Raw genomic sequence first — 26,012 nt, forward strand, 5'->3', positions numbered from 1 at the left:
ATTGACACTTTTATTTTTATATCGTGGGGCTTAAAGACCAATTTTAAATTGAAAGTTTATCTTATTTGCTTGTGGTGCAGGGGGGGGAGTATATAGACCACAATGACTTAATACTGTAGTTGCTTGTTGTGCGAGTGTTAAGCAAAAGTATTGTTTTTTAAAAGTAAATTAATATGGTTTTGTAAAAATATGTACAAAACGATAAATTAATTTTAAGCATAAAATACAAATTATTAAAACATCATAAAACTATGTCTTATAAATTTAATTTAGGATAGTTAAATCTCACTGACTAAAAATATCAACAAAAAAGTACGTTATTTGGCTATATCAAGTATATTTAGCTGGCTTTTGCACATGGCTTTAAATTCGCTCTCAAAGTTGCTATTTGCGCACTCATTTAATGCTGATTTGGCTAAATCGATCTGTCTATCCTCCAAATACGCCCCTCCAAGCAGACTAATTGCCCTGTCTCTATCTTTTGGGTTTAGCCTAGTAGCGAGCATGCTTTTAAGCCACGATACGGCGTCTTTAGTCTGCGAAAGTCTAATAAGTGAGGTTGCGTAGATAAAATCAAGCTCGGGCGAGTATGCTTTTACGCCAAGCTTTTTAGCCAGCTCTATCCCACGCCATGAGTATGTCGATGAGCTTGCAAAATCCTTTGCCGTAGCTGCGTAGTTCGCCACTGCGTCGTAGGCTTCAAGTGTGCGAGCTCCCTCGCCTTTTAGCTGCTCAATTGCGTTAATTGTCTGAATTGCAGCGTTAAATTTATCTAGCTTTAAAAGCGCTTTAAGCCTGATAAAAAGGGCGTTTGAGACATCTGCGTGATCTATCCTAGCTCCTAAAGATATGGCGTCATCACTGGCTTTTAACGCCGCTTCTACATCGCCAGCCCGCAATTCCTCATCTGCTGCGCGGTATAGCCACTCGACCCTATCTATTAGGCTGTCATCGTCTTTATGTGCCCTGGCTAAGGCTAAAGCATCTGCGTATCTAGCAGTCTGCACGAAACAGTCATAAAGCTTAAACTGCGCTAACTCTAATCTGTCAAATTCGTAATTTGACACGAGATTTACCACTCTTGAGCATTCTCTTTTTTTAAGGGCGTCTTTGGCTAGTATGAGTGCGGCTTTATTCAGCATTTTCTCACCCTCCTGTAGTTTTAGCTCTCTTGCTTTTTGGGTGTATTCAAGCACATTTTTATACTCTTTTTGCTCTAGGCTAAGCTTCATATCAGCTAGTATCGCTTTTTGCGCTATTTCGCCGTCTTGATACTTTTCGATTAGACTTTTGTAATGCTCGTGAAGCTTTGCGCTATCTGCCTCTTTTACGTCAAAAAGCAGGCCATCAAGCCCCTTTTGCACCTCCTCGATGTAATCGCCATATGGGTAGTCTTTTTTATATTTACTAAGTGCGTCGTAGGCTTTTTGACTCTCTTTGGCAGCTATTAGTGTAAGCCCATAATCTTTTAAAATCCTCTCATCATCATTTTTATTTAAATTTGGATTTTTAAGCAAACTCTCATATATCCTAGCAGCAATATCGGGCATATTTTTGTCTTTAAATGCCTTTGCCATAGATATTGCTTTGCTTTGTTGAGCGATAAAGATTTCTGAGTTTGCATTTAGTACTTTTAGCACAAACTGCTTTGCTAGGTCAAATTTATCCTTTTCTATATTTGTGTCAGCTAGGCGCAGTGCGGCACGGCTTGCGGTATCGATATCTTTTGCATTATAAAGCACCTCCTCATATAGTGCTATAGCGTCCTTTGCCCTGCCATTAGCGTATAGTGCGTCAGCGTAGTCTAGCTGGGCTAATCGGGAGTATGTCGAGGCTTTGTGCTCACTTAGGAGTATGTCTAGGGTGTAGCCAGCGTCGCTTAGCTGCCCCTCTTTTATGTAGGATTTGCTTAAAAGATATAGCACCCTTGAGTAGGCCTCGTCTGAGGGGAAGTTAAAAAGCCACGCTTTTGCTAGCTTTATTATATCTGCGTAGCTTATGTCTTCAAACTCATCACCCCTTGATAAAAGTGCGTCAATGCTTAGCATTTTTAAGAGGTTGAACTCGCTTGCAAATAGGCTGTTTGGGTATCTTTTTAAGGCTTCGTCTGTTTCTAATAAAACTCTTTCAAATTTATCCGCTTCAAAGGCTTTTTTAATGCTTAAATACGCGTCTATGTCGTTACTATTTAGTTCTGCTATTGGGGATTTATTTAAATCAAGCGCACCTATGCTAGGGCGCAAAAGAGATGAAAAATCTGGTGCAAAGTTTAGACTTTTTTTAGGCAGTGGGTCAAACTCATCTAAGCTAGGGTCTATTAAAATTTCAAAGCTTTTGCCTTTTAAGGTGGTGTTGTTTAGGGCTTTTTCGGTGTTAAAAAGCTTTGAAGAGGTGTTGTAAATTTTTGATCTAGTCTTTGGTATTATGACTATAAAAAGCCGCCCCTCCTCTTTTTTATATCTAATATCAACTAGGTTTAAGTTTACGTCATTTAGTGTACCAATACCCTCTGCGCTACTCATACAGACGTATCTATGTGCGTCATATGCTAATATCTGCGATACGCACTCTATATCCTCGGTGTCTTTTATGCTGATTATATTGTAGTTTTTGCCTGAGTTTGAGCCAGTTGATACCTCTATATTTAGTGCATTTGTGATAACAGGCAGTAGGAAAAATAGGGCGGCTATAATCTTTTTCATTGCAAGATTATAGCAAATTCGCCTTAAAATTCGAATACTTCAGTAGATGTTATTATGAAGTTAAAGACTGTGAGTATGCCGTCTGTAAAGGCAAGCCCACAAGCGACCATTATACAAGCTACCCCTATACTGATTTTTTGAGCTAGACTTAGTGATATTTCTATAGCTTTTTCGTTTGGCTTTAAAAACATTGCTACAACAGGCTTTAGATAATAAGCCACCGCTATGGCCGAGTTTATTATCATTATTATGCCAAGTGCTAGCTCAGAGTGGCTTATGGCTGTGGATATGAGTAGTGCTTTTGCCCAAAAAAGCCCAAGTGGCGGTATACCAGCTAGAGTAAATGCAAATAGTCCAAAGCATAGCGCAAAGGCTGGGTTTGTCTTTATGGCGCCATTAAATTTATCTGCTGTATGGGTGTAGCGCTCACCTTCATCTATCTTGACTGCACTCAGTAACCCAAAGGCTCCAAGGTTTGCAAAGAGTAAAATCGTCCAGTAGAAAAATAGTGCCGTAATAGAATCAGCCGATCCTATAAGCACTCCAACTAGGATAAAACCAGCATGAGAAACAGAGCTATATGAGAGCATCGAGCGTAGGTCTTTTGAGGCTAGGGCGGCTATATTTGCCACGCTCATGGTAGCTATAGCTAGCACGCTTAAGGCTAGGCTAATATAGCTAACTCCAGCGTCATTTAATAGCTTAAACACCCTAATGGCTACAACTGAAGCAGCGACTTTAGGCACTACTGAGATAAAGCCAGCAAGCTCTAGGCTAGCCCCCTCATACACATCACGCACCCATGTGTGAAACGGCACAAGTGATAGCTTAAAGCCCATAGCAGCTATTAAAAAGCTAGCCCCTAAAAGTACTATCATATTTTTACTTAGGTCATTTTGTGAGATATTTTGGCTAATAGTGGCTATGTCTAGGCTACCTGAGGCTAGATATAGCATGGCTGCCCCAAAGGTAAATAAGCCAGCGCTTAATGCGCCAAGGCTAAAGTATTTAATCGCAGCTTCAGTTGCTTTTATGTTTGAGCTTATGGCTATTAGGCTATAAAGTGCTAGTGAGCTAGTCTCAAGTGCAATAAAGATAAATATAAGATTAAAAGAGCTCACCATAAACAAAAGCGCGCCTACCATAAATAAAAATAGCGCATAAAACTCCCCAGGCTTTTTATCGTCAAGGCGTAAGAATAAAAGTAGATATAAAATACTAGCAAGCATGATAATGGATTTTGCGATAATGCTAAAGCCGTCTTGATTAAACAGCCCATAAAAGCCGCTGCCAGCTAGGGGATATAGATTATTTGCCAGTATTATGCCAAGGATTGAAAACGGCACAAAAAATCTTGCGTTTAAATTCTTAATAAAAGCGCTAACTAAGAGCATAACCCCAGCAAAGCCAAATAACACTAATGAGGAGGTTATTATCTCTAAATTTATCTCATTTAAATCGATAAAGCTCATTCTGCCGCTCCTTCATTTAGGTTTTTAATCAGCTCTTTGGTGCTTTGGCTTGAGTTTTTAAGCATCTTAAAAATACTATCTTTAGCCGCTATATTTATATCATCTAATAATATGGCTGGATATACCCCAAGAACCAAAACTACCGCACAAAGTGGAAGTAAGATAAGCTTTTTAACATAGCAAATATCTTTAAATTTAAAGCCGCTTTCCTCGTTAAAAATAACCTCTCTGAATAAATTTAGCATATAAGCTGCACCCACAATAATTGCAATCGCACCAAATAAACCGTAATAAAAGCTAAGCTTAAATGCTGCTAGAAGGGCTAAAAACTCTCCAACAAAGCCAGCAGTAAGCGGTAGTCCGATATATGAGAGCATCATAAGGGCAAACACACTAGCAAAGATTGGCATGCTCTTTGCGACTGCTCCAAAGTCTTTTATCTTTCTACTACCTCTTTGATCTGCTAGTATGCCTATTAGCATAAATAGCACAGTAGCCACTAATCCATGAGCTAGCATGAGATAAACTGCCCCAGCAATACCTTCGTAACTAAGCGCAAATATACTAAGTACGACTAAGCCAGAGTGTGAAAATGTCGAATAGGCGATTGTCATTTTTATATCATCTTGAGCAAAAGCGACAAATGCGCCGTAGATTATGGTGATTATAGCAAGTACTGCTATAACTGGATAAAAATATGCAGCCGCATCTGGAAAAAGCGGTAGAGAAAAGCGGATAAATCCGTAAGTTCCCATTTTTAAAGCTAGAAGCATAGACGCTACTGTTGGGGCTACTTTGTGAGCAGTTGGCAGCCAAGTGTGAAATGGAAATAGCGGACTTTTAACGGCAAATGATATACCAAAGGCTAAAAATAGCCAAATTTGAGCGTTTGTCGGTATGTCAAGCTCAGTCCAGTCAAGCAGACTAAAGCTAAAGTTACCATTTTGCTCCATACATAGGTATGCCATGTAGATTATGCCAAGGAGTAAAAATACAGACCCCGCAAAGCCGTAAACGAAAAATTTAAACGCCGCTTTACTTGCGTCTTTTGATTTTGTATAAAAGCCGATGAGGTAGAAAGTAGGGATTAAATTTAGCTCCCAAAACATATAAAAAAGTATCCCATCAAGGCTAGAAAACGCCCCTATCATGCTTGCCTCAAAAGCCAAAACGCAAACTGCAATCATCTTAGAACTAGGTGCAGCTAAAAGCGAGATAAGCACAACAAGTGAGGCTAAAAGTATAAGTGAGTAGCTAATGCCATCAACTCCAACTAGATAATTTACCCCAATTGATGAGACTAGCTCAGAGCTTTGCATTAGCGCATAGCCTTGAGTAAAATCGCCTGCACCAAAGCCCCAAAGCACAAAGACAAACTCAAGCAAAGCCGCTAAAACGCCGTAAGTCTTTGCATTTTTATCGTCTATAAAAAAGCCTAAGAGTGCAGCCAGGGCTGGAAAAAATATAATTAAACTAAGCACTTACTCTCCTTAAACGATAAATATAAAGCCAAGCAAAATTGCAAGAGCTAGCACAACAAGTCTAAGCATTAGGCTTAGGTTGTTATTAAGGGCTGAATTTATAGCCGAACCTAGGCATTTTGTGCCTTTTGCCACCGCCATTACTATGCCATCTATGAAAAACTCATCTACTATTTTTGTTACTACTCCAAGGGCTTTAAAGCCGCCTACAAAGACAAAGTTATAAATTTGTGGTATATAATAGGCGTTTGCTAGGAGCTTATAAATGCCAGTATTTGCAAGCTTTGGTGGGAAAATTTCTTTTTTGTAGGCAAAAATGGCAAATAATATGGAAGCAATCACAAGCCCACTGGTAATTAATACAAGCTTTATCGCCTCATCGTGAGCTAAGTCTATGCTTAGCTTTGGTAGGCTGAGCATAATAAAATGCTCAAAGCTATGCTCGAAAAATCCAGCAAATATAGCTAGTCCAGCTAGTGGAATGAGTGCAACTAGCATAAAATTTGGAGCCTCGTGCGGAGTAAAGCTAAACTTAGACTTGCCAAAAAATACAAGCATAATAAGCCTAAAGCTATAAAATGCAGTTAGCACAGCGCCTGCTAAAAGCACAGCCCAGATAAAACTATGCCCGCTAGCAAAGGCGACTTCGAGAATTTTATCCTTTGAGAAAAAGCCAGCAAATGGATAAATCCCACAAAGCGCAACTGAGCCAATCGCCATTAAAATCGCAGTTGGACGCATAAATTTAAACAGCCCGCCCATTTTGTGGATATTAAGCTCATCGTGCATTGCGTGCATTACGTTTCCAGCACCTAAGAACAGCAGGGATTTAAAAAACGCATGGGTAACTAAATGGAATAGCGCCACCCAGTAAGCCCCAAGCCCAGCTGCGACAAACATATATCCAAGCTGACTAAGCGTAGAGTAGGCGATTATACGTTTTAAGTCCTTTTCAACGACAGCCATAGATGCCGCAAAAATCGCTACAAAAGCCCCAAGGCAGGCTATAAATGTACTAACTTCAGGTGCAAGTTCAAAGATAGGGTGTGCGCGCAATACGAGATAAACCCCAGCTGTAACCATAGTCGCAGCGTGAATGAGCGCTGATACAGGAGTGGGTCCCTCCATCGCATCAGCTAGCCATGTGTGAAATGGAAACTGCGCTGACTTTCCCATAGCACCGATGAAAAGAAGTGCTGCTATGAGGGTTAGAGTTGGTGCGTCTATGCTGCTTAAAGAGGCAAAAATTTCCTCATATCTAAGCGAACCAGTCTGAGTAAATGCAAGAAAAATTCCAAGAAGCATGGCAAGATCTGCTACACGGTTTGCCAAAAATGCCTCATTTGCCGCCCAGCTTGCGCTTTTTTTCTCATACCAAAAGCCAATAAGCAACCACGAGCAAACGCCCACACCCTCCCAGCCTATAAATAGTCCAAGTAAATTATCGCTACTTACAAGCACAAGCATAGAAAAGACAAATAGTCCAAGGTAGCTAAAAAAGCGGTTAAAACCAGCGTCATGGCTCATGTAGCCTATGGAGTAAATATGCACTACACTAGCCACCACTCCAACAACGCACATCATGGTTACGCTTAGGCTGTCTATGATAAAGCCGTAGTTTATATCCACTGAGCCAACGCTTATAAATTTAAACAAGCCAACGCTCTCCTCAAAGCCACTATAAACGTGTGCAAGGAGCAATAACGAAGCTACTGCGCTTATAGCTACAAGCACGCTAGATACCACCCCAAGGGCTAGATAGCGTCTGTTAGCACCAAAAGCTCCAGAAATTATGGCGCTAACAAGAGGTGCAAAAAGTGCAGTGAAAAAAAGCGTATTCATGCGTCATTCCTTAAAAATTTCATCGATGAAATCTCTATGCTGCCAGTTTTTTTATACCAAAGTGCAAGTAGCCCAAGCCCCACTGCAACCTCTGCAGCTGCGACTGCTATAATAAAAAAGGCAAATATCTCACCACTTGTATCTCCTGTATAGGCTGAAATAGCCACCAAGGCTATATTTACAGCGTTTAGAAGTATCTCTGCTGAGAAAAATAGCGTGATTAAATTCTGTCTTTTCATCACGCCTACAAGACCTAGGGTAAACATAATTCCAGATACTATTAGGTAGTGATTAATCCCTATCACGCACTCTCCTTTTTTGATTTTGATATTAGCACTATGCCAGCAACCATCGCAATAAGAAGCAGCACGGCAGTTAGCTCAAAGGCCAGCAGGTACTTACTAAATAGCAATATGCCTACCATTTGAATGTTGCTAAACTCCCCAGTGCTTGTTATTTCGCTCTTTGCTAGAGTAGGGGCTATGAATATGGCTGTGATAAGTATGCTTATAAAGATTGCTATTAGGTATATGCTGTACTCTTTTTTCTCTTTTAGCTTGCTTGAGACGTTAAAAAACATCATGCTAAAAGCATATAGTACCATGACTGCACCCGTGTAGACGATTATCTGCACCACTCCTAAAAACTCAGCCCCAAGCAGGAAAAACAGGGCAGAGATAAATATCATTCCAGCTGCTAGTGCGCTTAGGGCCAGTAGGATATTTTTACTAAATACGCTAACGCTCACACAGCCAAGTGCTAGTGCGCTAAAAATATAAAATGCGATTACTTCATACATTTGACGGCTCCGTTGTTGGCTTGTTTACACAAGAGATTCCATTTTCTAGCTCTGGTGTGCTACTAGGGGTCTGCTCTATTTTTACGTAGGCATTTGGTGTTTTTTTAACCGTCCTATCTGCAAACTCAGGAAGGCTACCATATCCTGGGAATTCGTGCTGAGACTTTAGCTTATCAAGTGGGGTTAAAAGATCATCTTTATACCCAAAATACGCCCTTTGCTCACTAGCAAACTCATACTCTCTGCCATGTACTATCGCTAGCTCTGGACATACGTCAGCGCAGTCTCCGCAGTATACGCAGCGACCGTAGTTTATGGAGTAGTTTATGACCTTTTTTCGTCCGTCATCACCGAGTGCGGTTTGCATGCTTATGCAGTTGCTAACGCAGATTTTCTCACATAGCCCACATCCTATGCAGCGTTCGTTTTCACTCTCAATAAAGCGCATAAGCCTATGCACCGAGCGATACCTAGGACTTAGCTCTAATTTTTCAAATGGATAATTTAGAGTGTGTCGCTTTTTAAACATCTCTCTTAAAACGACCCAAAGTCCCACAAAAAGCTCGCCTTTAAAGGTGCGCTTTATTAGGCGAAAAAAACGCTCGCTATTTGAGCTATTTTCGTAATTTGGATTAATAAATTTATACATCAGCCTCTCCTAAATAAGCACAAAACCAGTTACTAACACATTAGCCAAAGCAAGTGGCAATAATACCTTATAGCAAAAGCCCATGAGCTGGTCTGCTCTTAGGTGTGGCCACGCTGCCCTAGTCCAAAGGAAAAAGAAAAATATCACGCTAGCTTTTAATATTAGCGCAAGTGCACCAGGGATTATCCAAAGGGGATTAAATCCACCTAAAAATATAAGCACTATAACTATACTAGAAGCTAGCATACTGGTGTATTCTCCGATAAAAAACATCCCCCAGCGCATACCGCTATACTCCGTACCAAAGCCAGCGACTAGCTCAGTTTCATTTTCGGTTAGCGAAAATGGCGTTCGGTTACACTCTACAAATGTAGCCATCCAAAATAACAAAAAAGCAAGCGGCTGCTTAAATACCAGCCAGCCCTCGCTTTGGTAGTTGTTTATATCAATTAATGAAAGCGAGCCAACCATCATAATGACTGAAAGCAGGCTAATGCCGCTAATTATCTCAAAGCTAACAAGACTCATAACAGCCCTTGCAGCAGCGATTAGAGAGTATTTATTATAGCTTGCTAGGCCTGCTAAAAGCGGAGAGTACACACACACGCTAGCTACTCCCAAAAAGTACAAAAGCCCCACGTTTATATCAGCCAAAATAGGACGCACAGTGTGTCCAAAAAGTTCAAACTCAGGTAAAAACGGCACAGGCGCAAGGCTAGCAAAAGCTCCGACAGCAGCAATTAGCGGTGCTATTAAAAAAATAAATTTATTAGCGTGTTGTGGGACTATGTCCTCTTTTGTAAAGAGCTTTATCATATCGGCCACTATCTGAAGTATCCCAGCAGGCCCTACCATAGATGGCCCCACGCGTCGTTGCATAGCGGCTAGCACCTTGCGCTCAGCATACGTAGCAAGCCCAGCCAGCGAGGCTAGCACTGCTACTATGAGCAGGGATTTTATCACAGTTTCTACTATGTAAAAAGTGCTATCACTCATTGCTCTCTCCTTTTATGCTTACTGTGGCAAATCTACTTTTGCTAAATATCAAGCTAGGGTCTATTTTATCGTCAAAATCGCCTAGATATGCGTATGAATTTTTGATATTTTTATCCTCTTTTAAGCTTAAGCTAAGGCTTGCATTAGCCCCAGTAATGGTAACTGGCGTGCCAGCTTTTAAGCCGTGTTTTTCGATAAATTCAGGGCTTGCAAATAGCGCACCGACTTCACCTAGCTGGCTTGTTCTAGCCGTGGTTTTATAAAACTGCTCTATAGGATTTGCCCTGTATATTAAAGCGCCCTCTAGCTCATTTTTGCTAGCCATAAACTCACTAGCAGCTTGCTTAATGCTTGCTTTATTGTCCACCCATTCCACGCCAAAGCTCTCTAGCTTATAGCCACGTCTGTTCTCTCCACCTGTTGTGTAAAAGTTGCTCAAATCATCAAATTTAATGCCCTTATAGCCCTTATTTGCTGGTAGCTTGTCTGTGTAGTCTATGGTGTGGTTTGCCATTATACCAAGCGCATTTGCTAGGTCGTTTAAGAAATAGCCATTGTGCGGCAGTGCTGCGTTTGTAGGGACTAATCTTTGTTCTATATTTGTAAAACTTCCCTCTTGTTGATTTAATGCCCCAGCATCTACATCTGCGCCAAATACACCAAATTTAAACTCACCTTTTTCATTATAGCCTAGCGTTGTGCCAGATTTTGGCTGCTCGCTTAGGCTACATATTTTTGCCACACCTAGGCTATTAGTGCGCGGTGGGATTAGCATTATTTTAAAGCCGCCATCTTTTTGTAAAAGTCCAGCTATGCTGGCTAAGGTTTTAGCATGCTCTGAAGTATAAAAATCCTCTCCTATGATTAGGACTTTGTTTGTCTTAGCGCCTAAAAGCTCGTCAAATCTATCCTCATCTAGCCCAAGTCGCCTTGCAAATTCGCTCCTTAGCACCTGAATAGTCTCTATCTCTTCGTACGCCTCTTCTTTGCTTATATCTTCACTTATTTGCATGCTCTCGCCGTCTGCGCCGTTTATGGTTTTGCTGACAGTTTCGGTAACAGTGCGGGTTTTTTTGGTTTTTATCTCTTTGTCTTGTTTAAATTTAAACTCATCAAGCTCTAAAACTCCGCTTTTTTGCGCTAAAAATAGCATAAGCGCCAGCTCATCGCCTGCCTTGTGGCTAATGGCGTCAAAGTTTTTGCTTATACCCTCTATCACGCCGTCTTTTAGGGGGTGAAAATAAAATCCACTAGCCTTATTTATCTTAAGCGCATTTGTGAGTTTATAGGCGGTATTTGGGCTATCATAGCGCAAAAGGCTACCAGCGCAGATGATAAAATCAGCCTGCCTAATGTCGCTATAATCAGCACTATATGCGCTATTTGCCGCATTTTGGCTAAAGGCGTTAAGAAATTCACTATAGCTTCTTGCTTCATCATTTATAAGCGCTAAGTCATATTTTTTGGCGATTTGCTCTAGGATTAGGGCTTCTTCGTTTGTGATTAGGCTATTAAATTTAATATTTTTTATCTCGCCTGATTTTATCGCATTTACTATTTGACTAAATTTATCCTCATCTTTTTTGGCGTATTCGTTGTGAAAATCATACCCCCAGCGTGCTGCTGCGTGTATCTCGCCAAAGTGAAAATCATTGCTTACACGATAAATTTTTGGTGCCCTATCAGCGATACCTGCTGGCTTTACGTCATAATAGATTAGCTCGCAGTCGCTTGAGTGCGGATTTGAGGCTGGCACACGAGATAGCTCCCAAGCGTTTGAGGTGTATTGAAATTTACTCCCCACAAGCGCACCCACAGGGCACACGCTCGTACACTCTCCACAAAATGAGCAATCAAGCATCTCGCCAGCACTCGGAGCGATTAGGCTTTTTTGAAATTTGCTCCATATGGCGTGGGCGTCTTTTGGCATGGTGTCTTTTAGCTCTTTTGGCACCTGATCGCCGCCGCGCGCAGTCGTTTTTAGGGCACTTTCGCCTATTTTATCCGCACAGACTGTGATACAGCGCTCACAGACTATACAAAGGGCTGGATCATACTGGATAAGCCCCCATTTTTGGTGTGGTTTGTGGGTATCTTTGATTGCGTAGTTTTGAGCATTTACCTTCATCATTGTAGTGAAGTTTTGCAACTCGCACTCGCCACTTTTATCGCATACGCCGCACTCAAGTGGATGATTTATGCAGTAAGTTTGCATTATGGCATTGCGCTCAGCCTCTATTTCTGGGGTGCTTGTAATGACTTGCATGCCATCTTTTACCTTTGCGTTACAGCCATATACACGCTTTCCGTCAGCCTCTACCATACAAAGGCGGCACGCAAGCGTTGGCGAACAGCCATTTAGGTAGCAAATAGCAGGTATAAATATCCCCTCTCGTCTGGCTGCTTGGAGTATGCTCTCGCCCTCTTTTGCCTCAATGAGCTTTGAATTTATCGTGATTTTCATGCCTTATCTACCTTTACAAGCTTAAAATTATATCCTGTGATATTTTTTGTAGCTAGCATCGCCACAGTGCCTTTTATACTATTATCCATCTTTACTTTTACTGTTTTGTTAAAGCCGTCTTTTGCGCTTAGTGTTAGCTCGTTTTCATTTGCGACTTTTGCCACGCTTAGCCAACTTTGATTTGCCCTTAAAAGCTCAGCGTCCTCGCTGGCATATAGATACACCACAGATCCGTCAAAGCTCTCTAGCTCAGCTGGTTCTGCCACCTCGTCGCTGCTAAGCTCATTAGCCAAGGCTTGCGATTTATCATCAGCCCCTCCAGCTAACACCACACTAAGCCCAAGCTTAGATAAAATAGAAAAGATAAATTTACTATCATGATGAGCAAAAAAGCTTTTATCTATTATTATCTGGGCTTCATTACCTGTTTCAAACACCCACTTAGCCAGCCTTTGCGCCTCTTCCTCGCCTATGTTTGACTCGCCACTTAAATGCCCTATATCGTAGCTTTTAAATGGCTCCATTTGGTCAAATTTATAAGCTGCCAGCATGGCTAAAGCGTAGCTAGCTGCGCCTATCTCGCTTTTTATATGCCTGCTTGCATCAAGCGCATTATCATCTAGGTATGATAGATAGTAATAATCTGCCTTTAAAAGCTCATTTGCTAGAGCAAAATCATCAGCACTTAATAAATTTGCTAGGCTTAGGGCTTTTTTGCCTTTAAATTTATCAAACTTCATCACTAGCCTTTTTAAGCACTAAAGTCCAGTCGGTTTGATTAAATTTGAGCGAATTCATAAGCTCATAGCCCCTATCATTAGCATGAGCTATGGCGTTTTCTACTGGGCTAAAATCACCTATTTCAAAGATAAATATTACCACTTCGCCAGCTACGGCTTCGTTCATATATTCATCAAGCTTTCCTAAAAAGTCGCTACCAAAGCCCCTTAAGTCAACTCGCCTCATCTATCTATCTCCCCAAGAATGATATTTGAGCTTCCCACCACTGTAACAACGTCAGCTATGTAATGCCCCACTAGCACCTCCTCATAAGAAGCGCAGTGGAAAAAGCTAGGAGTGCGAAACTTCACACGATACGGCTTGCCTTCACCGATTGAGTTTATGTATACTCCAAGCTCACCTTTTGGGCTCTCAGAAGCAAAGTAAACCTCCCCAGCTGGAGCTTTTAGCCCCTGGGTAACCAGCACAAAATGCTGCATGAGTGAGTAGTTTTGTGTCATTATCTGCTCTTTGCTAGCGCTTACATATTCTGGCGAGTCAGCTAGCAGGCGTGGCTCGCTCTGCTCATAAAGTGGCACGCACTGGCGCAGGATTTTTAGGCTCTGTCTCATCTCCTCCATATATAGCAGGTATCTTGCGTAGCTATCGCCCTTATCAGAGTAAGGCACGTCAAAGTCAAGCTCATCATAGATTAAGTAAGGCTGCTCTTTTCTTAAGTCCCACTTAACCCCACTAGCTCGCAGCATAACCCCACTACAGCCCATGCTAAGAGCATCATCTCGGCTTATAGTGCCGACATTTTCTAGTCTCATACGCCAAATTCTATTTTCTGTTAGGAGGTTTTCATAATCTTTTATATCGTTTGGAAATTTATCACAAAATGCTAAAAGCTGCTCACACCAGCCTTGCGGCAAGTCCACAAAAACGCCACCTATTTTTATGCTATTGTGCGTTAGTCTCGCCCCACAGTAGCTCTCAAGCAGATCAAGTAAGTACTCTCGCTCACGAAAAGCGTACAAAAATACAGTCATAGCCCCTACATCAAGTGCGTGCGTAGCAAGAAATAGCAGGTGAGAGCAAATTCGGTTTATCTCAAGTAGCATAGTGCGGATTATCTGCGCACGGCGTGGCACTTCTATGCCGCAGAGCTTTTCGACCGCTGCGCAAAAGGCGAAGTTATTCGCACTACTTGCTACATAATCCATTCTATCAGTAACGGGCACAAACTCCTGATACGTCATATTTTCAGCCATTTTCTCCATGCCGCGGTGCATAAAGCCCACCTCTGGCATAGCACGCACCACGCGCTCACCGTCAAGTTCTAGTACTAGCTTAAGCTGCCCGTGTGCGCTAGGGTGCTGAGGACCCATGTTTAGGATCATCTTGCCGTCATTTTCCTCAAAGGTAATATTCTCAAAAAACGGCTTTAAGCGATTTGGATTTTGCATCATGGGCGCTCCTTTAGTATCTTTGCACTGCCACGTTTTGGATGCTTTACTAGCTTTACGCCACCCTCTTCTTGGTACTCTTGCAAGTACTTCTCACTCCTTGCTTCTGCGCCTTTTTCGACCTCTGCACCCTTGCGTGAGAAGTTAAAAGTATCCTTATCATCAGCGTACGCACTATCTCTATTTTCAGCCCCAATAACCTCTCTATACTCTTTGCCAAAAATTCTATCTACCTCATACCAGCGTGCATGCTCATCGCCATGCAGTGGGTAGGTTTTTAGCAGAGGATTACCCACCCAATCATCTGGCATTAGTATGCGTTTTAAATTCCTATGCCCCTTAAATAAAATCCCAAACATATCATAAGTCTCTCGCTCACTCCAGTTTGCGCTTTTATAAATTTCGCTCACGCTATTTACCATCTGCTTTGGCACTACATCACAGACCACTCTTACTCGTGAGTTTTTAGAGTACGAAAGCAGCTGATAAAACAGCCTAAAACTACCGTTTTGCGCCAAAAAATCAACAGCACTTAGCTCACTTAGCTGCTCGTATCCACTCTGTTTTAGGGCTTTTAGGGCTTTTAGATTATCATCTGTGTTTACTTTTACTACTAAATCCCCGAGCTCCTCGTACGTCTCTTTTATGCTTACCTCTGCTAGTTCTAGCGCTTTTAGCTCAGCCTTAAATTTATCACTCGGACTTAGCTTTTGGGTCTGCTTTGGTACGTAAAATCTATCGTGCTTATAGTATGGCTCTTTTGTAGGACGCGTTTTTAAATACTCTCTCATATCGCGCCTCCTTGCTCATTTTTGCTAGGCGGCAGTTTTTTGGCTACTCTGGCTCTAAATGCACTTTGTTTTCTTATTTTCTTTTGCAGTATCATTAAGGCGTACTGTAACGTCTCTGGGCGTGGAGCACAGCCTGGCAAGTAAATATCGACTGGGATTATCCTATCCACGCCTTGTACGGTTGAGTAGGTATTAAACATACCGCCAGTATTTGCACAGCTTCCCATGGAGATGACCCACTTTGGCTCAGCCATCTGATCATATAGTCTGCGAGTAAATTCGGCGTGTTTTTTAGTAAGCGTCCCAGCTATTATCATCACTTCAGAATGTCTAGGACTAGCCCTAAAAATCGTCCCAAACCTATCAAAATCATAGCGACTCGCACCAGCTGCCATCATCTCTATAGCGCAACAGGCTAGTCCATAGCTTAAAGCCCAAAGTGAGTTACTTCGCCCCCACTGTACCAGTTTGTCCACAGTGGTTAAAACCACTGGAAGTCCGCCATTTTGTGCGTAATTTATCTGATGTTTTGCCACTCAAACGCTCCTTTTTTCCACGCATATATAAAGCCTACCATTAAAAGTCCGATAAAAAGCACCATCTCAATCAGTCCAAATGCTCCAAGCATCTTAAAATCCACAGCCCAAGGGTACATAAATATGACCTCTACGTCAAAAAGTATAAATAAAATTCCGTAAATTAAATAGTGGATATTTATGCGGTTTGGCTGCTTTACGACCTGTGGACCACACTCATAAATGCTTAATTTTAGCCTTTCTGTATTTCGGTTTGCCATCATTTTTCCGACTTTTGATGAGAGAAATACTATCAGGCTAAAGGATATAGTTGATGAAAGAAGTATTACAAAAGCACCAAAATATGGGTGCGCAAACTCTGAATGGGACATAATTTATCCTTAGACTGGTATTTGAAAAAACCTTGAATTTTATACAAATTTAATTTAAGTTTGGTTGAAGTGGCAAGCTTAATTTTAAATTTACTGTTTTAAATAAATTTAAGCTAAAATAAATGAAACTTTTTTTATAATCACAATCTTTAAAATTTGGTCCCGTAGCTCAGCTGGTAGAGCACCACCTTGACATGGTGGTGGTCGATGGTTCAAGTCCATTCGGGGCCACCATTCTTACTTTTGTAAATTTACGCCTCAATATTAAAGCTTTCGAGATTATAATAAAATATTTAGAATTTAAACCGTCGTCTTTTGGATTATGCAAAGGCAAAAGCCCTTGCAATAAATTTAAAGCACTAAAGCGCCAATCACGCCCATTATTAAAAGCGGTATATTAAAGAATATAAAAGTTGGCACGCAGGTATCGTAGATGTGATTATGCTCGCCATCTGCGTTTAGTCCGCTTGTAGGCCCTAGTGTGCTATCGCTTGCCGGGCTGCCAGCGTCTCCTAGGGCTGCGGCAATGCCGACTAATAATATCGTCGCAGCTGGGCTAAAGTCAAGCGAAACGCAAAGTGGCACATAAATAGCTGCTATAATAGGTATAGTGCCAAAGGACGTGCCTATGCCAATCGTTACTAAAAGCCCAATAGCAAGCATTATGATAGCTCCACCTAGCTGTCCGCCGCTTACTGAGCTTGCAAATGCGATAAGTTCTGCTATGCCACCACTCTCTCTTAGGACGTTTCCAAAGCCAGCAGCTACAAGCATCACAAATGCTATAAAGCCCATCATGCCAAGCCCTTTGTCGACTATGGTGTCCATTTTACCATACTCTATCCCACCAAGTGCTATCATGCTAATAAGCCCCAAAAGCCCACCAAGTGGAATGGAGTCTGAGTAAAGCTGCACGCTAAAAGCGACTATCGCCCCAACTAATACACCCCACTCTTTGCGCCCCATTTTAGGGCTATTTTGGCTTTGGTTTAGCTCGGCTTTTTCTGCGCTAGTTTGGCTGTATTCGCGTGGCTTACGGTAGAAAAATATAGCCAGCAGTAGTCCTACTAGCATAGCCGCACCACCAAGCCACATCACCGATGAAATTTGTCCTAGGCTTACTTCTACGCCGTTATTTGCTAGCTCTTTTTTTAATATATTATGAAAAAGTAGTCCAAAGCCTACGCTAATGCTTACATATGGTGCCTCAAGCCCAAATGTAAGTGCGCACGCCACGGCTCGGCGGTCGATTTTTAGCTTGTTAAAAAGTGCTAAAAGTGGTGGTATGAGGATAGGAATAAATGCTATGTGAACTGGGATTAAATTCTGCGAAAAGCACGCTATAAAGGCGATTGCTAGGATTATCATTGCCTTTTTTTGTCCGAGCAATTTTGCGCTTTGGTGGATTAAAATTGCTGTTAGTTGCGTCTTTGCAATAGCAGCCGCGAGCGCGCCTAGGAGTATGTAGCTTAGTGCGGTTTCTAGGTTTCCTTGCATGCCGTCTATTAATAAATTTGTAGTTTCGATTAAATTTTTACCGCTTAAAAGCCCTGCTGCTAGCCCTGATACCAGTATGCTTAATAAAATATTAAACCTAAGTAGGCATAGTGCCGTCATTAAGATTACGCTTAGTAAGACCGGATTTGTTAACATTCCTCTCCTTCTTTTAATGAAAAGCTAATGCTACCCAAAACAAACCAAATTTTATATTAAATTTGATACAATTTCTGCCTTAAATCTAATAGGAGAATATTATGAAAATAATCCCATTTTTTCTAGCTTTTTTACTATCTGGTTGTGCTAGTTTTGCTGGATTAGGCGGCGATGCAGAGCCAGAGATAAATCAGCAATCATCAAAACACTGCTCATGCTCTGCCCCTACATTGACAAAGCCTAATGCCACGCCTACAAGTAAGTCGTCCGTGGTTAAAAAGGCAAATGAGATAAGCTTTTGCTCGGCTGATGGATTAAGGCTAAAGCTGCGTTCATATGATGAATTTGATACGGCTGTTTTAAGTATTTCTGAGGGTGAGTATAAAGCGCTTAAAAGAGCAGTAAGTGCGAGCGGAGTGCTACTAGTGGGCGATGGGGTGCAGGTACATTTTAAATCCGATGAAGGAATTTATAGTGCCTCTGGCAAGGATACGCCGCTTAAAAAATGTGAATAAATTTAAAATTTGCAGAATTAGGCAAGGAATTTGTACTAATTTTCTAACCCTTGTTTTAAAAGCTAGGCTATAATTGGCAAAATTTAAAGGAGTCTTTATGACAAATAGCGAAAAACAGGGGCTTTCCCTCGCTCTTTTTGCTTTTATTACGTGGGGTTTTGTGGTCATTTTTTATAAATTTATGACTCACATTAGCCCATATGAGATTATAGCTCATCGTGTGATATGGTCTTTTTTATTTTTGTTCATTTTGCTTATCTTATTTCGCCGTTTTGATGCAGTAATAAATATACTAAAAACACCGCAGATACGCTATTTACTGCTATTTAGTGGTCTGCTTATTGTATCTAGTTGGTGTGTTTTTGTTTATGCGATTAATAGTAGCAATATAGTCGAGGCGGCTTTGGGTAATTTCTCGGCACCTATTTTTCAGATGGTGGGTGGGTTTTTGTTCTTTGGTGAGCGGCTTAGCAGAGCTGGGAAGATCGCCTTTGCACTCGTTGTTGCGGCTGTTGCGGTGCAGTTTATTGAGCTAGGAAGTCTGCCTTTTGTCTCTGTTTTTATTGCCATTAGCGTAGCAGCTTATGCTTTGGTTCGTAAAAAGGTGGGCGTTGGTGCATATGAGGGGCTTTTTACTGAGACGATGTTTACTCTGCCACTTGCTATTGTTTATATAATGATAATGCCTAGCCATTTTGGTATGAATTTAGACGGGCTTATGCTTTCTCTTAATGGTGTGGTTACAGTTGTGCCCTTACTTGCTTTTACCGCAGCTACTGTGCGTGTGCGCATGAGCACTTTAAGCTTGCTTCAATATATCACGCCTACTATCGCGCTTTTTATTGCAGTTTTGCTATACGGCGAACCTTTGCCTATGTACAAGGTCGTATCGTTTTCGCTAATATGGCTTGCTATTTTTATAGTAAGCGTTGATAGCGTCGCGAAAAACAGCTCCAAGAGACAGCTTGATAAGTTTAATAAAATATAAATTTCAACAACTCCTAAATTTAATTATGCTAAATTCTTAGCTTTAATTTAAAATATCAAGGATAATGCCGTGTTTTCGTTTTTCAAAGCAAAAGCTCCAAGCGAGCATAAAGTGCCAACTAACGAAGTCGATAGCACCTATCGTCGCCTTCGCTGGCAGGTCTTTGCAGGCGTGTTTATAGGCTACGCAGCCTACTACCTAATCCGCAAAAACTTCTCCCTAGCCATACCGCACCTAATCGAAGAGTATGGCTTTACCAAGGCCCAGCTAGGCAGCGTTGGCGTCGCGCTTAGCATAGCTTATGGGCTTAGTAAATTTTTAATGGGCAACGTCTCAGACAGGAGCAATCCTAAGTATTTCCTAGTCGCTGGGCTTCTTGGCTCGGCTGGGATAAGCCTTATTTTCGGGCTTGTGCCAGCAGTTATGGCTAGCATTAGCGTGATGGTGATATTAGCTGCGCTTAACGGCTGGTTTCAGGGTATGGGCTATCCGCCTGGGGCAAAGACGATGACGAACTGGTTTAGCACGTCTGAGCGGGGCGTGTGGTGGAGCTGGTGGAACGTCAGCCACAACCTAGGCGGCGGGCTTATCGGGCCCTTAGCCATACTTGGCGTCGCACTTTTTGGCACGTGGCACTCGCTGTTTTACCTGCCAGCGCTCATTGCCATAAGCCTAGCTTTTGTCTGCTTTTTTCTTATGCGTGATACGCCTGAAAGCTGTGGGCTGCCATCAGTTGAGGAGTATAAGGGCGAAGTGCGAAAGCACGACAAGCACGCGCACGAGCTAAGCGCAAAGGAGATATTTTTTAAATACGTCTTTAATAATAAATTTCTCTGGTCGATTGCCATTGCCAACGCCTTTGTCTATTTTATCCGCTACGGCATCATCGACTGGGCGCCGACATATTTAAAGGAAGTAAAGCACTTTAGCTTTGATAAGCAAAGCTGGGCCTATTTTCTTTACGAGTATGCGGGCATTTTTGGTATGCTAGCAAGTGGCTATATGAGCGATAAAATTTTCAAAGGCCACCGCGCGCCGCCTATGCTTTTGTTTTTAGTAGGCGTATTTATCGCAGTCATTGTCTATTGGAAAAACCCAGCTGGCAATCCGCTAGTGGATAACATCTGCCTTGTTGCTATTGGCTTTTTGATTTATGGTCCTGTGATGATGATAGGGCTGCAAGCGGCTGATTTAGTCCCACGCATAGCCACTGGCACGGCGTGCGGACTAACAGGGCTTTTTGGCTACTTTTTAGGCTCGGCAAGCGCTGGGTATGTGATGGGTAAGGTGGTCGATATTTACGGCTGGGATGGGGGCTTTTACACGCTAATGCTCTCTTGCGTGCTGGCTTTTGTTTTTATTGCTTTTACGCTGTTGCATAAGCCAAGCAGGGGGTGATGCGACACCAACTACTTTTTATATAAAAAAGTAGTTGGTTTATTTTAATTTGCATTTATTTCTTTATAGGGCTTATAATATTTTCTTTTTCTAAAGTATGAATTAACATTTTTGTCCTTTTATCTCTTGCTTCTGGGAGAACGTGAAACCAGGTATCCATAGTATGACTTTTGTCAAAAAAGCTATCTTGGTAATTACCTATAAATTTAAAACCATTATTTGTTATATATTTTTTTATACTACTTAAAAAATTTTTAAATTCTTTTCCGTTTTTGTTATCAAAATTATAACAATCATCTGCTCCTGCAACTACTGGATATGTAAATACAAATTCGGCTCCTGTTTTATTTTTTATATTTTTAAGCAGTTCTATATTGTCTTTAAATATCGGATTTATAATATTATTTTTATCTATAATTGATTTTGTAAATATATATTCTTGGCAAGGAATTTTTAGATCATCTTTTTCTGCAAGTGGTTCTTTGAAATCAAAATCTCCATTGTCGGCTACATAAAGTTTTCCTTGTTCTTTTATTCCGTTTGGTTGAATGTTTTTAAATTTTGCCAATATGTAGTCTTTTATATATTTTTTATTTATAATTTTTATAGTAGCTTTAATGGTTGATTTGATAGGTGTGTTTAGAATAAAAATTATTTTTTCTTTAAATGGTAAAGCTTTGAAATAATGAGAGTATCCAAAAAATATTCCATCATAGAACATATCTATAGTAGTATCTCCTAAATAGTATCTATATTCCAAAGGAAGTATGATGACGTCACCTTTTTTTATCGCATTTGATAGTCTATATAATTTCAATTTTAATGGCACCCCAGCAAATTCAGCTAAATTTATTGTCTTTTTTTTAAAATGTTTTTCTATTAAGCTGGAGTTAATCCCATGAAAGCTGTTTGAGCCACTTTCTATAATTATTTTTTCTATGTTTTTATTTGTTAAAAGTAGAGTATTTTTATAAGATTGAAATTGTACCGAGCCAATATCAACTAAAAGCATAAAAGCTATTATATAAAGTGACAGAACAATTATTATTGATGTTATCAGCTTTGGTATAAAGGATATATATTTGTTCATGATTTTTACCTAGAAATTGAAATATAAAAAAGGAGATAGCTTTGCACTAAGACTAGATATATATGTAATTACTATTAATGTAGCTATAAAAAATGCTGCTTTGTATCTAAAGCTTGAATTTTGTGTTAGTTCATTTGAATTTTTCATAAAAATACATATGATAAAACATATAATTATGCTTATTATTTCATATTTTTTATCTAAAAAATTTCCAATATTTGCATTTATACCAAACATTGTTTTTATAATATGTGTAGCAGTTGCAAAATCTTTAGCTCTAAAAAACACCCATGTAGTATTTATAAATAAAAAAGTAATTAACCAAGATATTATTTTTGGTATTTTTATTATATTTATACTTGATCTATAAAATATTTGCGCTAATCCGTGCAAAGTACCCCATATTATGAAACCCCATCCAGCTCCGTGCCATATTCCACCTAGTAAAAATACCGCAAATAGATTAAAATATGTATTTGGCGTCTTTTTCTTATTCCCTCCTAATGGCATATATACATAGTCTTTTAAAAATTTACCAAGACTTATGTGCCATCTTCTCCAAAATTCTTGTATATTTAATGATTTATATGGAGAATTAAAATTTATAGGAAGTTTTATATTAAAAAGTAATGCTGCACCAATTGCCATGTCGCAATATCCGCTAAAATCAAAGTATAATTCAAATGTATAACTAAGGCTAGTTGTCCAAGCTGCAATGACGCTGTCTACTTGTGTGTTATCAAAACCATTTATTGCAATAATTGCCAAATTATCTGCTATAACTACTTTTTTAAATAATCCTATTGAAAATATATAAATAGCCTTGCTTATGTTTTCATAATTTATTTTTAAATTATTTTTATTTAAGAACTGCGGCATCATTTCTTTATGATGAACTATTGGACCTGCTATTAATTGTGGAAAAAAACTTATAAATAATGTATAATCAAAAAAATTATATCTTTTTTTATTGTGATAATTATCTATTAGAAAAGCTATTTGTTGAAAAGTAAAAAATGAGATTGCCAGTGGTAGAGCTATATTTACAAGCTGGATATTTTGATCCAAAATATAATTTATATTTTGGATCAAAAAATTTGTATACTTAAAATACCCAAGCAATAATAAATTTGCTGTGATCCCTAAAAATAATATTTTTTTATTTTTATTTATTATATTTGATATTGCATAATTAAATATAATGGAGCCTAAAATTATAGGTAAATATAGTACATTGTAGTAACTGTAAAATATTAATGACGCAAATGCTAAAAATAGTATACTTAGTTTTGAGAATCTTAGTTTTATTAGTCCAAAATATACAAAAAATACAGATGGTAAAAAGATAAAAATAAACTCAAAAGAATTAAATAGCATAAATTCCTCATAAATACATAGTTAAATTTTCTATTTTACTTAAAAGTGTATGAATTTAACCTTTTGTTGCAATAAATAAAGCTGGCAAGATTTACCTTACCAGCTTAAAATTCCTAATACCTCCTATCCTCATCGCTCCATTTGCCTACTGGTGGGTGTTTTACGTCGTGCAGTATCTTGCCTAGGCTCTCATGCCCCACGCTTTTGTGGCAGCTGACGCAGGCTAGCTTTTTGCCGTTTTCGCTGCTTGAATTTTCACCCAAAAAGACTATTTTCACCCCGCCTATCTCGCCACTTAGCCCATTTGAGCTTACGTAGGCTGCGTGCATATCGGCAGCATTTTTATTCTCGCCATGCTCAGCGCCCAACACCTTTGCATGGCAGCTTATACAGCCACTGTCATAGACATACTCAGCGCGCCTTGCCCTGTTTGCCTGCCAGTCCATATCCTTTGCGTCGTGCGTTAACATATGGGTTACCTCGCTTACGCCGTTAGCGGCCTTTTTTAGCAAGTAGGCTAGCTTTGCGCTATCTTGTGGCAGGTGGCAGGTGGTACATTCTACCCCTGCGTGAGAGCCCATTTTGTAGGCATTTACAGATGTGTCCATCCACTCATGGCAGCTTACGCAAAAGGCCGCATCGCTTGTTTTATGCACCGCCAAATTTGTGCCAAAATACCCCACTGCTAGCAAAATTACAACAAAAATTACCTTTTTCACTCTCTCTCCTTATGGCACGATTAAATTTTTTAAGCTCTCTTGGCTGTGGCACATCACGCAGTAGTTTTGGCTCTTTTTGTGGCTGGCGTGACAGAGCTTGCAGTCCATATCTGGGTAGTGCGGACTTGCATGCGGGTTATCATCATAGCCTAGGTGTGCGCTTAAGCTAGCTAATTGCTCGTAGCTTTTGTGGCAGCTTAGACACGTAGCCGTGCTTGCCTTGCCTACTAGATTTGCCTCCTTTTGGCTCATATCGTGGCAGTTTTCGCACTTTATCCCCACTTGCTTATGGTGGCTTTTTATCTGATATTCGCTCTCATTTATTGGCTTTTCTAAGCGGTAAAAGCCCTCGCTTGCGTCTAAATTTATCGCCAAAAATAGGGCGATACAGGCTAAAATTACTTTTCTCATCACTCCTCCTTTACGCCCTAAGCTCTCTTGATCTCTTAGCCGCATTTGCCCCAGCAATACGCCCAAAGACTAGACAATCAGGTATGGCAGCTGATCCTAGCCTACTAGCTCCATGCGGTCCGCCCACGGCTTCGCCAGCTGCGTATAGCCCAGCTATACTGCCTCCGCTTTGGCTTTGCACTTGAGCCTGAGTGTCTATCACCACTCCGCCCATGGTGTGATGCACCTTTGGTAGTGCGCGCCAGGCGTAAAATGGCGGTTTTGAGATATTTACGCTTATGCCATTTAGCTTAAATAGCGGCTTATTAAATTCCAAATCCTTGCCATTTGCGACGTAGCTATTATAGTCATCCACGCTTTTTTTAAGTCCTTCATAAGGTATGCCATAATGCAAGGCTAGCTCTTTAATCGTATCAAAGCGCTTTATCACGCCCTTTTCTAGCCCACGGTAAACGTTTGCCTTTGTCGTGCCAGTGGCGGCTACGGAGTCGCAGATGACGACTGGATGGCTTAAGCTGCCGTCAGGATTTTTGTGGATTTTAATTATGGCGTCGCTTCTTTCTTTGCGATCAGCTAGCTCGTTCATAAATCGCTTGCCAGTGCGGACATCGACAGCTATGCCGTAGCTAAAGGCTGGAATTGCAAAGACAGGGGCTATGCCAAAGCCACGCTCATCAGGGCTACCCCATGGGCCTAGCTGAATTTGATCTAAATGCCGTGTCGCTACGCCATTTTTCATCAGGGCTTTTAGTGCGTATGCGGTCGCGCCGTAGTGGTTGGTGCAGTCTAGATCTGGGGTGATGTTAGCTACTAGCTCTTGGCGAAATTTCACATCATAGCTAAAGCCACCGCTAGCCATCACCACGCCGCCATAGACGCGGTAGTATTTGCTCTGCCCGCTTTTATTTTCGCTCTCGTCGATATTTGGATCAAATTTAAACTCATAATCGTGTCTGATTTTTGCGCCGATTACTTCGCCTTTTGCGTTTAGGATTAGATCGTCAAATATCGTATTTGTGCGGATTATCGCACCTTTGTTTTTGGCGTAGCGTTGCAGTGGGATTGTGATTTTTGAGCCGCTGTTTATCTCAGGCCAAATGGTGCGTGGCACGCTGTGTCCGCCAAACTGCCCTAGGGCGTCTCTGTAGATCACGCCCTTATCTACGCTAAATTTATACGCTGCGTAGCCGTTTTTGGCGATGACTTCAAGCAAGCTTACATCATTCATCCCTCGCCCTGCTTTTAGCAAGTCAGCCACGTAGCTCTCATAGTTATCAGCGACGTTTCTAGCCTTTTGCTGTGGGCTTCCCACTATGGCAAAGGCTCCGCCGTTTATTGCGGAGTTGCCCCCAAGGACTGGCATTTTATCTATCATTATGGTTTTTGCCCCAGCGTCAATTGCCTCGCACGCTGCGGCACAGCCTGCAAAACCGCTTCCTACAACTAGCACGTCGCAGTACTCATCCCAGCGTATATCCTCCGCTCCCAAACGCTCGCCACTGCCTAGCAAGATAGCCCCACCAAGCAAGCTAGCATCACGTAAAAATTTTCGTCTAGCACTTTGCATTT

Annotated in this window: 24 protein-coding genes and 1 tRNA gene; 4 read left to right on the plus strand and 21 right to left on the minus strand. The window is 40.9% G+C overall.

The window, feature by feature from the left end:
* Positions 1–317: 317 nt before the first annotated feature.
* The 15 genes from LBC_RS01055 to LBC_RS01125 are packed head-to-tail and all read right to left on the minus strand — an operon-like array spanning position 318 to position 16,292.
* The gene (locus LBC_RS01055; RefSeq protein WP_221254281.1) at positions 318–2,702 is read right to left on the minus strand and encodes a tetratricopeptide repeat protein; all 2,385 of its coding nucleotides are present in this window, start codon (positions 2,700–2,702) and stop codon (positions 318–320) included.
* Between the two features lie 23 nt (positions 2,703–2,725).
* The gene (locus LBC_RS01060) at positions 2,726–4,174 is read right to left on the minus strand and encodes an NADH-quinone oxidoreductase subunit N (protein ID WP_221254282.1); all 1,449 of its coding nucleotides are present in this window, start codon (positions 4,172–4,174) and stop codon (positions 2,726–2,728) included.
* On the minus strand, positions 4,171–5,655 hold the full coding sequence (locus tag LBC_RS01065) for a NuoM family protein (protein ID WP_221254283.1): 1,485 nt from the start codon (positions 5,653–5,655) through the stop codon (positions 4,171–4,173). Before LBC_RS01065 ends, LBC_RS01060 begins: the two co-directional genes overlap by 4 nt.
* Before the next feature lie 9 nt (positions 5,656–5,664).
* Positions 5,665–7,497: an NADH-quinone oxidoreductase subunit L gene (gene nuoL, locus LBC_RS01070; RefSeq protein WP_221254284.1), complete on the minus strand. Its 1,833-nt coding sequence runs from the start codon at positions 7,495–7,497 to the stop codon at positions 5,665–5,667.
* Positions 7,494–7,802 (minus strand): NADH-quinone oxidoreductase subunit NuoK, encoded by a 309-nt coding sequence (gene nuoK, locus LBC_RS01075; RefSeq protein ID WP_221254285.1) that lies wholly within the window; start codon positions 7,800–7,802, stop codon positions 7,494–7,496. Before nuoK ends, nuoL begins: the two co-directional genes overlap by 4 nt.
* Entirely contained in the window at positions 7,799–8,296 is a 498-nt protein-coding gene (locus LBC_RS01080) for an NADH-quinone oxidoreductase subunit J (protein WP_221254286.1), read from the minus strand. The genes nuoK and LBC_RS01080 overlap by 4 nt, the downstream gene beginning before the upstream one ends.
* Positions 8,289–8,945, minus strand: coding sequence for an NADH-quinone oxidoreductase subunit NuoI (gene nuoI / locus LBC_RS01085; protein ID WP_221254287.1), 657 nt, complete (start codon positions 8,943–8,945; stop codon positions 8,289–8,291). The genes LBC_RS01080 and nuoI overlap by 8 nt, the downstream gene beginning before the upstream one ends.
* A 9-nt stretch (positions 8,946–8,954) precedes the next feature.
* Positions 8,955–9,941 (minus strand): NADH-quinone oxidoreductase subunit NuoH, encoded by a 987-nt coding sequence (gene nuoH, locus LBC_RS01090; protein WP_221254288.1) that lies wholly within the window; start codon positions 9,939–9,941, stop codon positions 8,955–8,957.
* Positions 9,934–12,405, minus strand: coding sequence for an NADH-quinone oxidoreductase subunit G (locus LBC_RS01095; RefSeq protein ID WP_221254289.1), 2,472 nt, complete (start codon positions 12,403–12,405; stop codon positions 9,934–9,936). Before LBC_RS01095 ends, nuoH begins: the two co-directional genes overlap by 8 nt.
* Positions 12,402–13,145 carry a hypothetical protein gene (locus tag LBC_RS01100; protein ID WP_221254290.1) on the minus strand — a complete coding sequence of 248 codons (744 nt, stop codon included), beginning with the start codon at positions 13,143–13,145 and terminating at the stop codon, positions 12,402–12,404. Before LBC_RS01100 ends, LBC_RS01095 begins: the two co-directional genes overlap by 4 nt.
* Positions 13,135–13,371 (minus strand): NADH-ubiquinone oxidoreductase subunit E family protein, encoded by a 237-nt coding sequence (locus LBC_RS01105; RefSeq protein ID WP_221254291.1) that lies wholly within the window; start codon positions 13,369–13,371, stop codon positions 13,135–13,137. The genes LBC_RS01100 and LBC_RS01105 overlap by 11 nt, the downstream gene beginning before the upstream one ends.
* On the minus strand, positions 13,368–14,597 hold the full coding sequence (gene nuoD, locus LBC_RS01110) for an NADH dehydrogenase (quinone) subunit D (protein WP_221254292.1): 1,230 nt from the start codon (positions 14,595–14,597) through the stop codon (positions 13,368–13,370). Before nuoD ends, LBC_RS01105 begins: the two co-directional genes overlap by 4 nt.
* On the minus strand, positions 14,594–15,385 hold the full coding sequence (locus LBC_RS01115; RefSeq protein WP_221254293.1) for an NADH-quinone oxidoreductase subunit C: 792 nt from the start codon (positions 15,383–15,385) through the stop codon (positions 14,594–14,596). The genes nuoD and LBC_RS01115 overlap by 4 nt, the downstream gene beginning before the upstream one ends.
* Positions 15,382–15,921: an NADH-quinone oxidoreductase subunit B family protein gene (locus LBC_RS01120; RefSeq protein WP_221254294.1), complete on the minus strand. Its 540-nt coding sequence runs from the start codon at positions 15,919–15,921 to the stop codon at positions 15,382–15,384. Before LBC_RS01120 ends, LBC_RS01115 begins: the two co-directional genes overlap by 4 nt.
* On the minus strand, positions 15,903–16,292 hold the full coding sequence (locus LBC_RS01125) for an NAD(P)H-quinone oxidoreductase subunit 3 (RefSeq protein WP_221254295.1): 390 nt from the start codon (positions 16,290–16,292) through the stop codon (positions 15,903–15,905). Before LBC_RS01125 ends, LBC_RS01120 begins: the two co-directional genes overlap by 19 nt.
* A 158-nt stretch (positions 16,293–16,450) precedes the next feature.
* Between LBC_RS01125 and LBC_RS01130 the strand changes: the two genes are divergently transcribed.
* Positions 16,451–16,526, plus strand: a tRNA-Val gene (locus LBC_RS01130).
* Between the two features lie 117 nt (positions 16,527–16,643).
* On the opposite strand, the gene LBC_RS01135 is transcribed toward LBC_RS01130, so the two are convergent.
* A complete protein-coding gene (locus tag LBC_RS01135; RefSeq protein WP_221254296.1) occupies positions 16,644–17,945 on the minus strand; it encodes a Na+/H+ antiporter family protein in 1,302 nt (433 codons plus the stop codon).
* Between the two features lie 101 nt (positions 17,946–18,046).
* Between LBC_RS01135 and LBC_RS01140 the strand changes: the two genes are divergently transcribed.
* The 3 genes from LBC_RS01140 (at position 18,047) to pgtP (ending at position 20,846) form a co-directional block, all read left to right on the plus strand.
* Positions 18,047–18,460, plus strand: a complete 414-nt coding sequence (locus tag LBC_RS01140) for a hypothetical protein (RefSeq protein ID WP_221254297.1) — start codon at positions 18,047–18,049, stop codon at positions 18,458–18,460.
* Positions 18,461–18,557: 97 nt separating this feature from the next.
* Positions 18,558–19,448, plus strand: a complete 891-nt coding sequence (rarD, locus tag LBC_RS01145; RefSeq protein WP_221254298.1) for an EamA family transporter RarD — start codon at positions 18,558–18,560, stop codon at positions 19,446–19,448.
* 69 nt (positions 19,449–19,517) lie between these two features.
* Positions 19,518–20,846 carry a phosphoglycerate transporter protein PgtP gene (gene pgtP, locus LBC_RS01150; RefSeq protein WP_221254299.1) on the plus strand — a complete coding sequence of 443 codons (1,329 nt, stop codon included), beginning with the start codon at positions 19,518–19,520 and terminating at the stop codon, positions 20,844–20,846.
* 55 nt (positions 20,847–20,901) lie between these two features.
* On the opposite strand, the gene LBC_RS01155 is transcribed toward pgtP, so the two are convergent.
* The 5 genes from LBC_RS01155 to LBC_RS01175 all read right to left on the minus strand — a co-directional run bounded on the left by LBC_RS01155 (position 20,902) and on the right by LBC_RS01175 (position 26,010).
* Positions 20,902–21,936 carry a hypothetical protein gene (locus tag LBC_RS01155; protein ID WP_221254300.1) on the minus strand — a complete coding sequence of 345 codons (1,035 nt, stop codon included), beginning with the start codon at positions 21,934–21,936 and terminating at the stop codon, positions 20,902–20,904.
* A gap of 9 nt (positions 21,937–21,945) precedes the next feature.
* Positions 21,946–23,313 (minus strand): MBOAT family protein, encoded by a 1,368-nt coding sequence (locus tag LBC_RS01160; protein WP_221254301.1) that lies wholly within the window; start codon positions 23,311–23,313, stop codon positions 21,946–21,948.
* A 113-nt stretch (positions 23,314–23,426) separates the two neighbouring features.
* Entirely contained in the window at positions 23,427–24,032 is a 606-nt protein-coding gene (locus LBC_RS01165) for a NapC/NirT family cytochrome c (RefSeq protein WP_221254302.1), read from the minus strand.
* 9 nt (positions 24,033–24,041) lie between these two features.
* Positions 24,042–24,443 carry a cytochrome c3 family protein gene (locus LBC_RS01170; protein ID WP_221254303.1) on the minus strand — a complete coding sequence of 134 codons (402 nt, stop codon included), beginning with the start codon at positions 24,441–24,443 and terminating at the stop codon, positions 24,042–24,044.
* A 10-nt stretch (positions 24,444–24,453) separates the two neighbouring features.
* Entirely contained in the window at positions 24,454–26,010 is a 1,557-nt protein-coding gene (locus tag LBC_RS01175; protein ID WP_221254304.1) for a flavocytochrome c, read from the minus strand.
* Positions 26,011–26,012: the final 2 nt, after the last annotated feature.

The organism is Campylobacter sp. 19-13652 (assembly GCF_019702925.1).
Classification (GTDB): domain Bacteria; phylum Campylobacterota; class Campylobacteria; order Campylobacterales; family Campylobacteraceae; genus Campylobacter_A.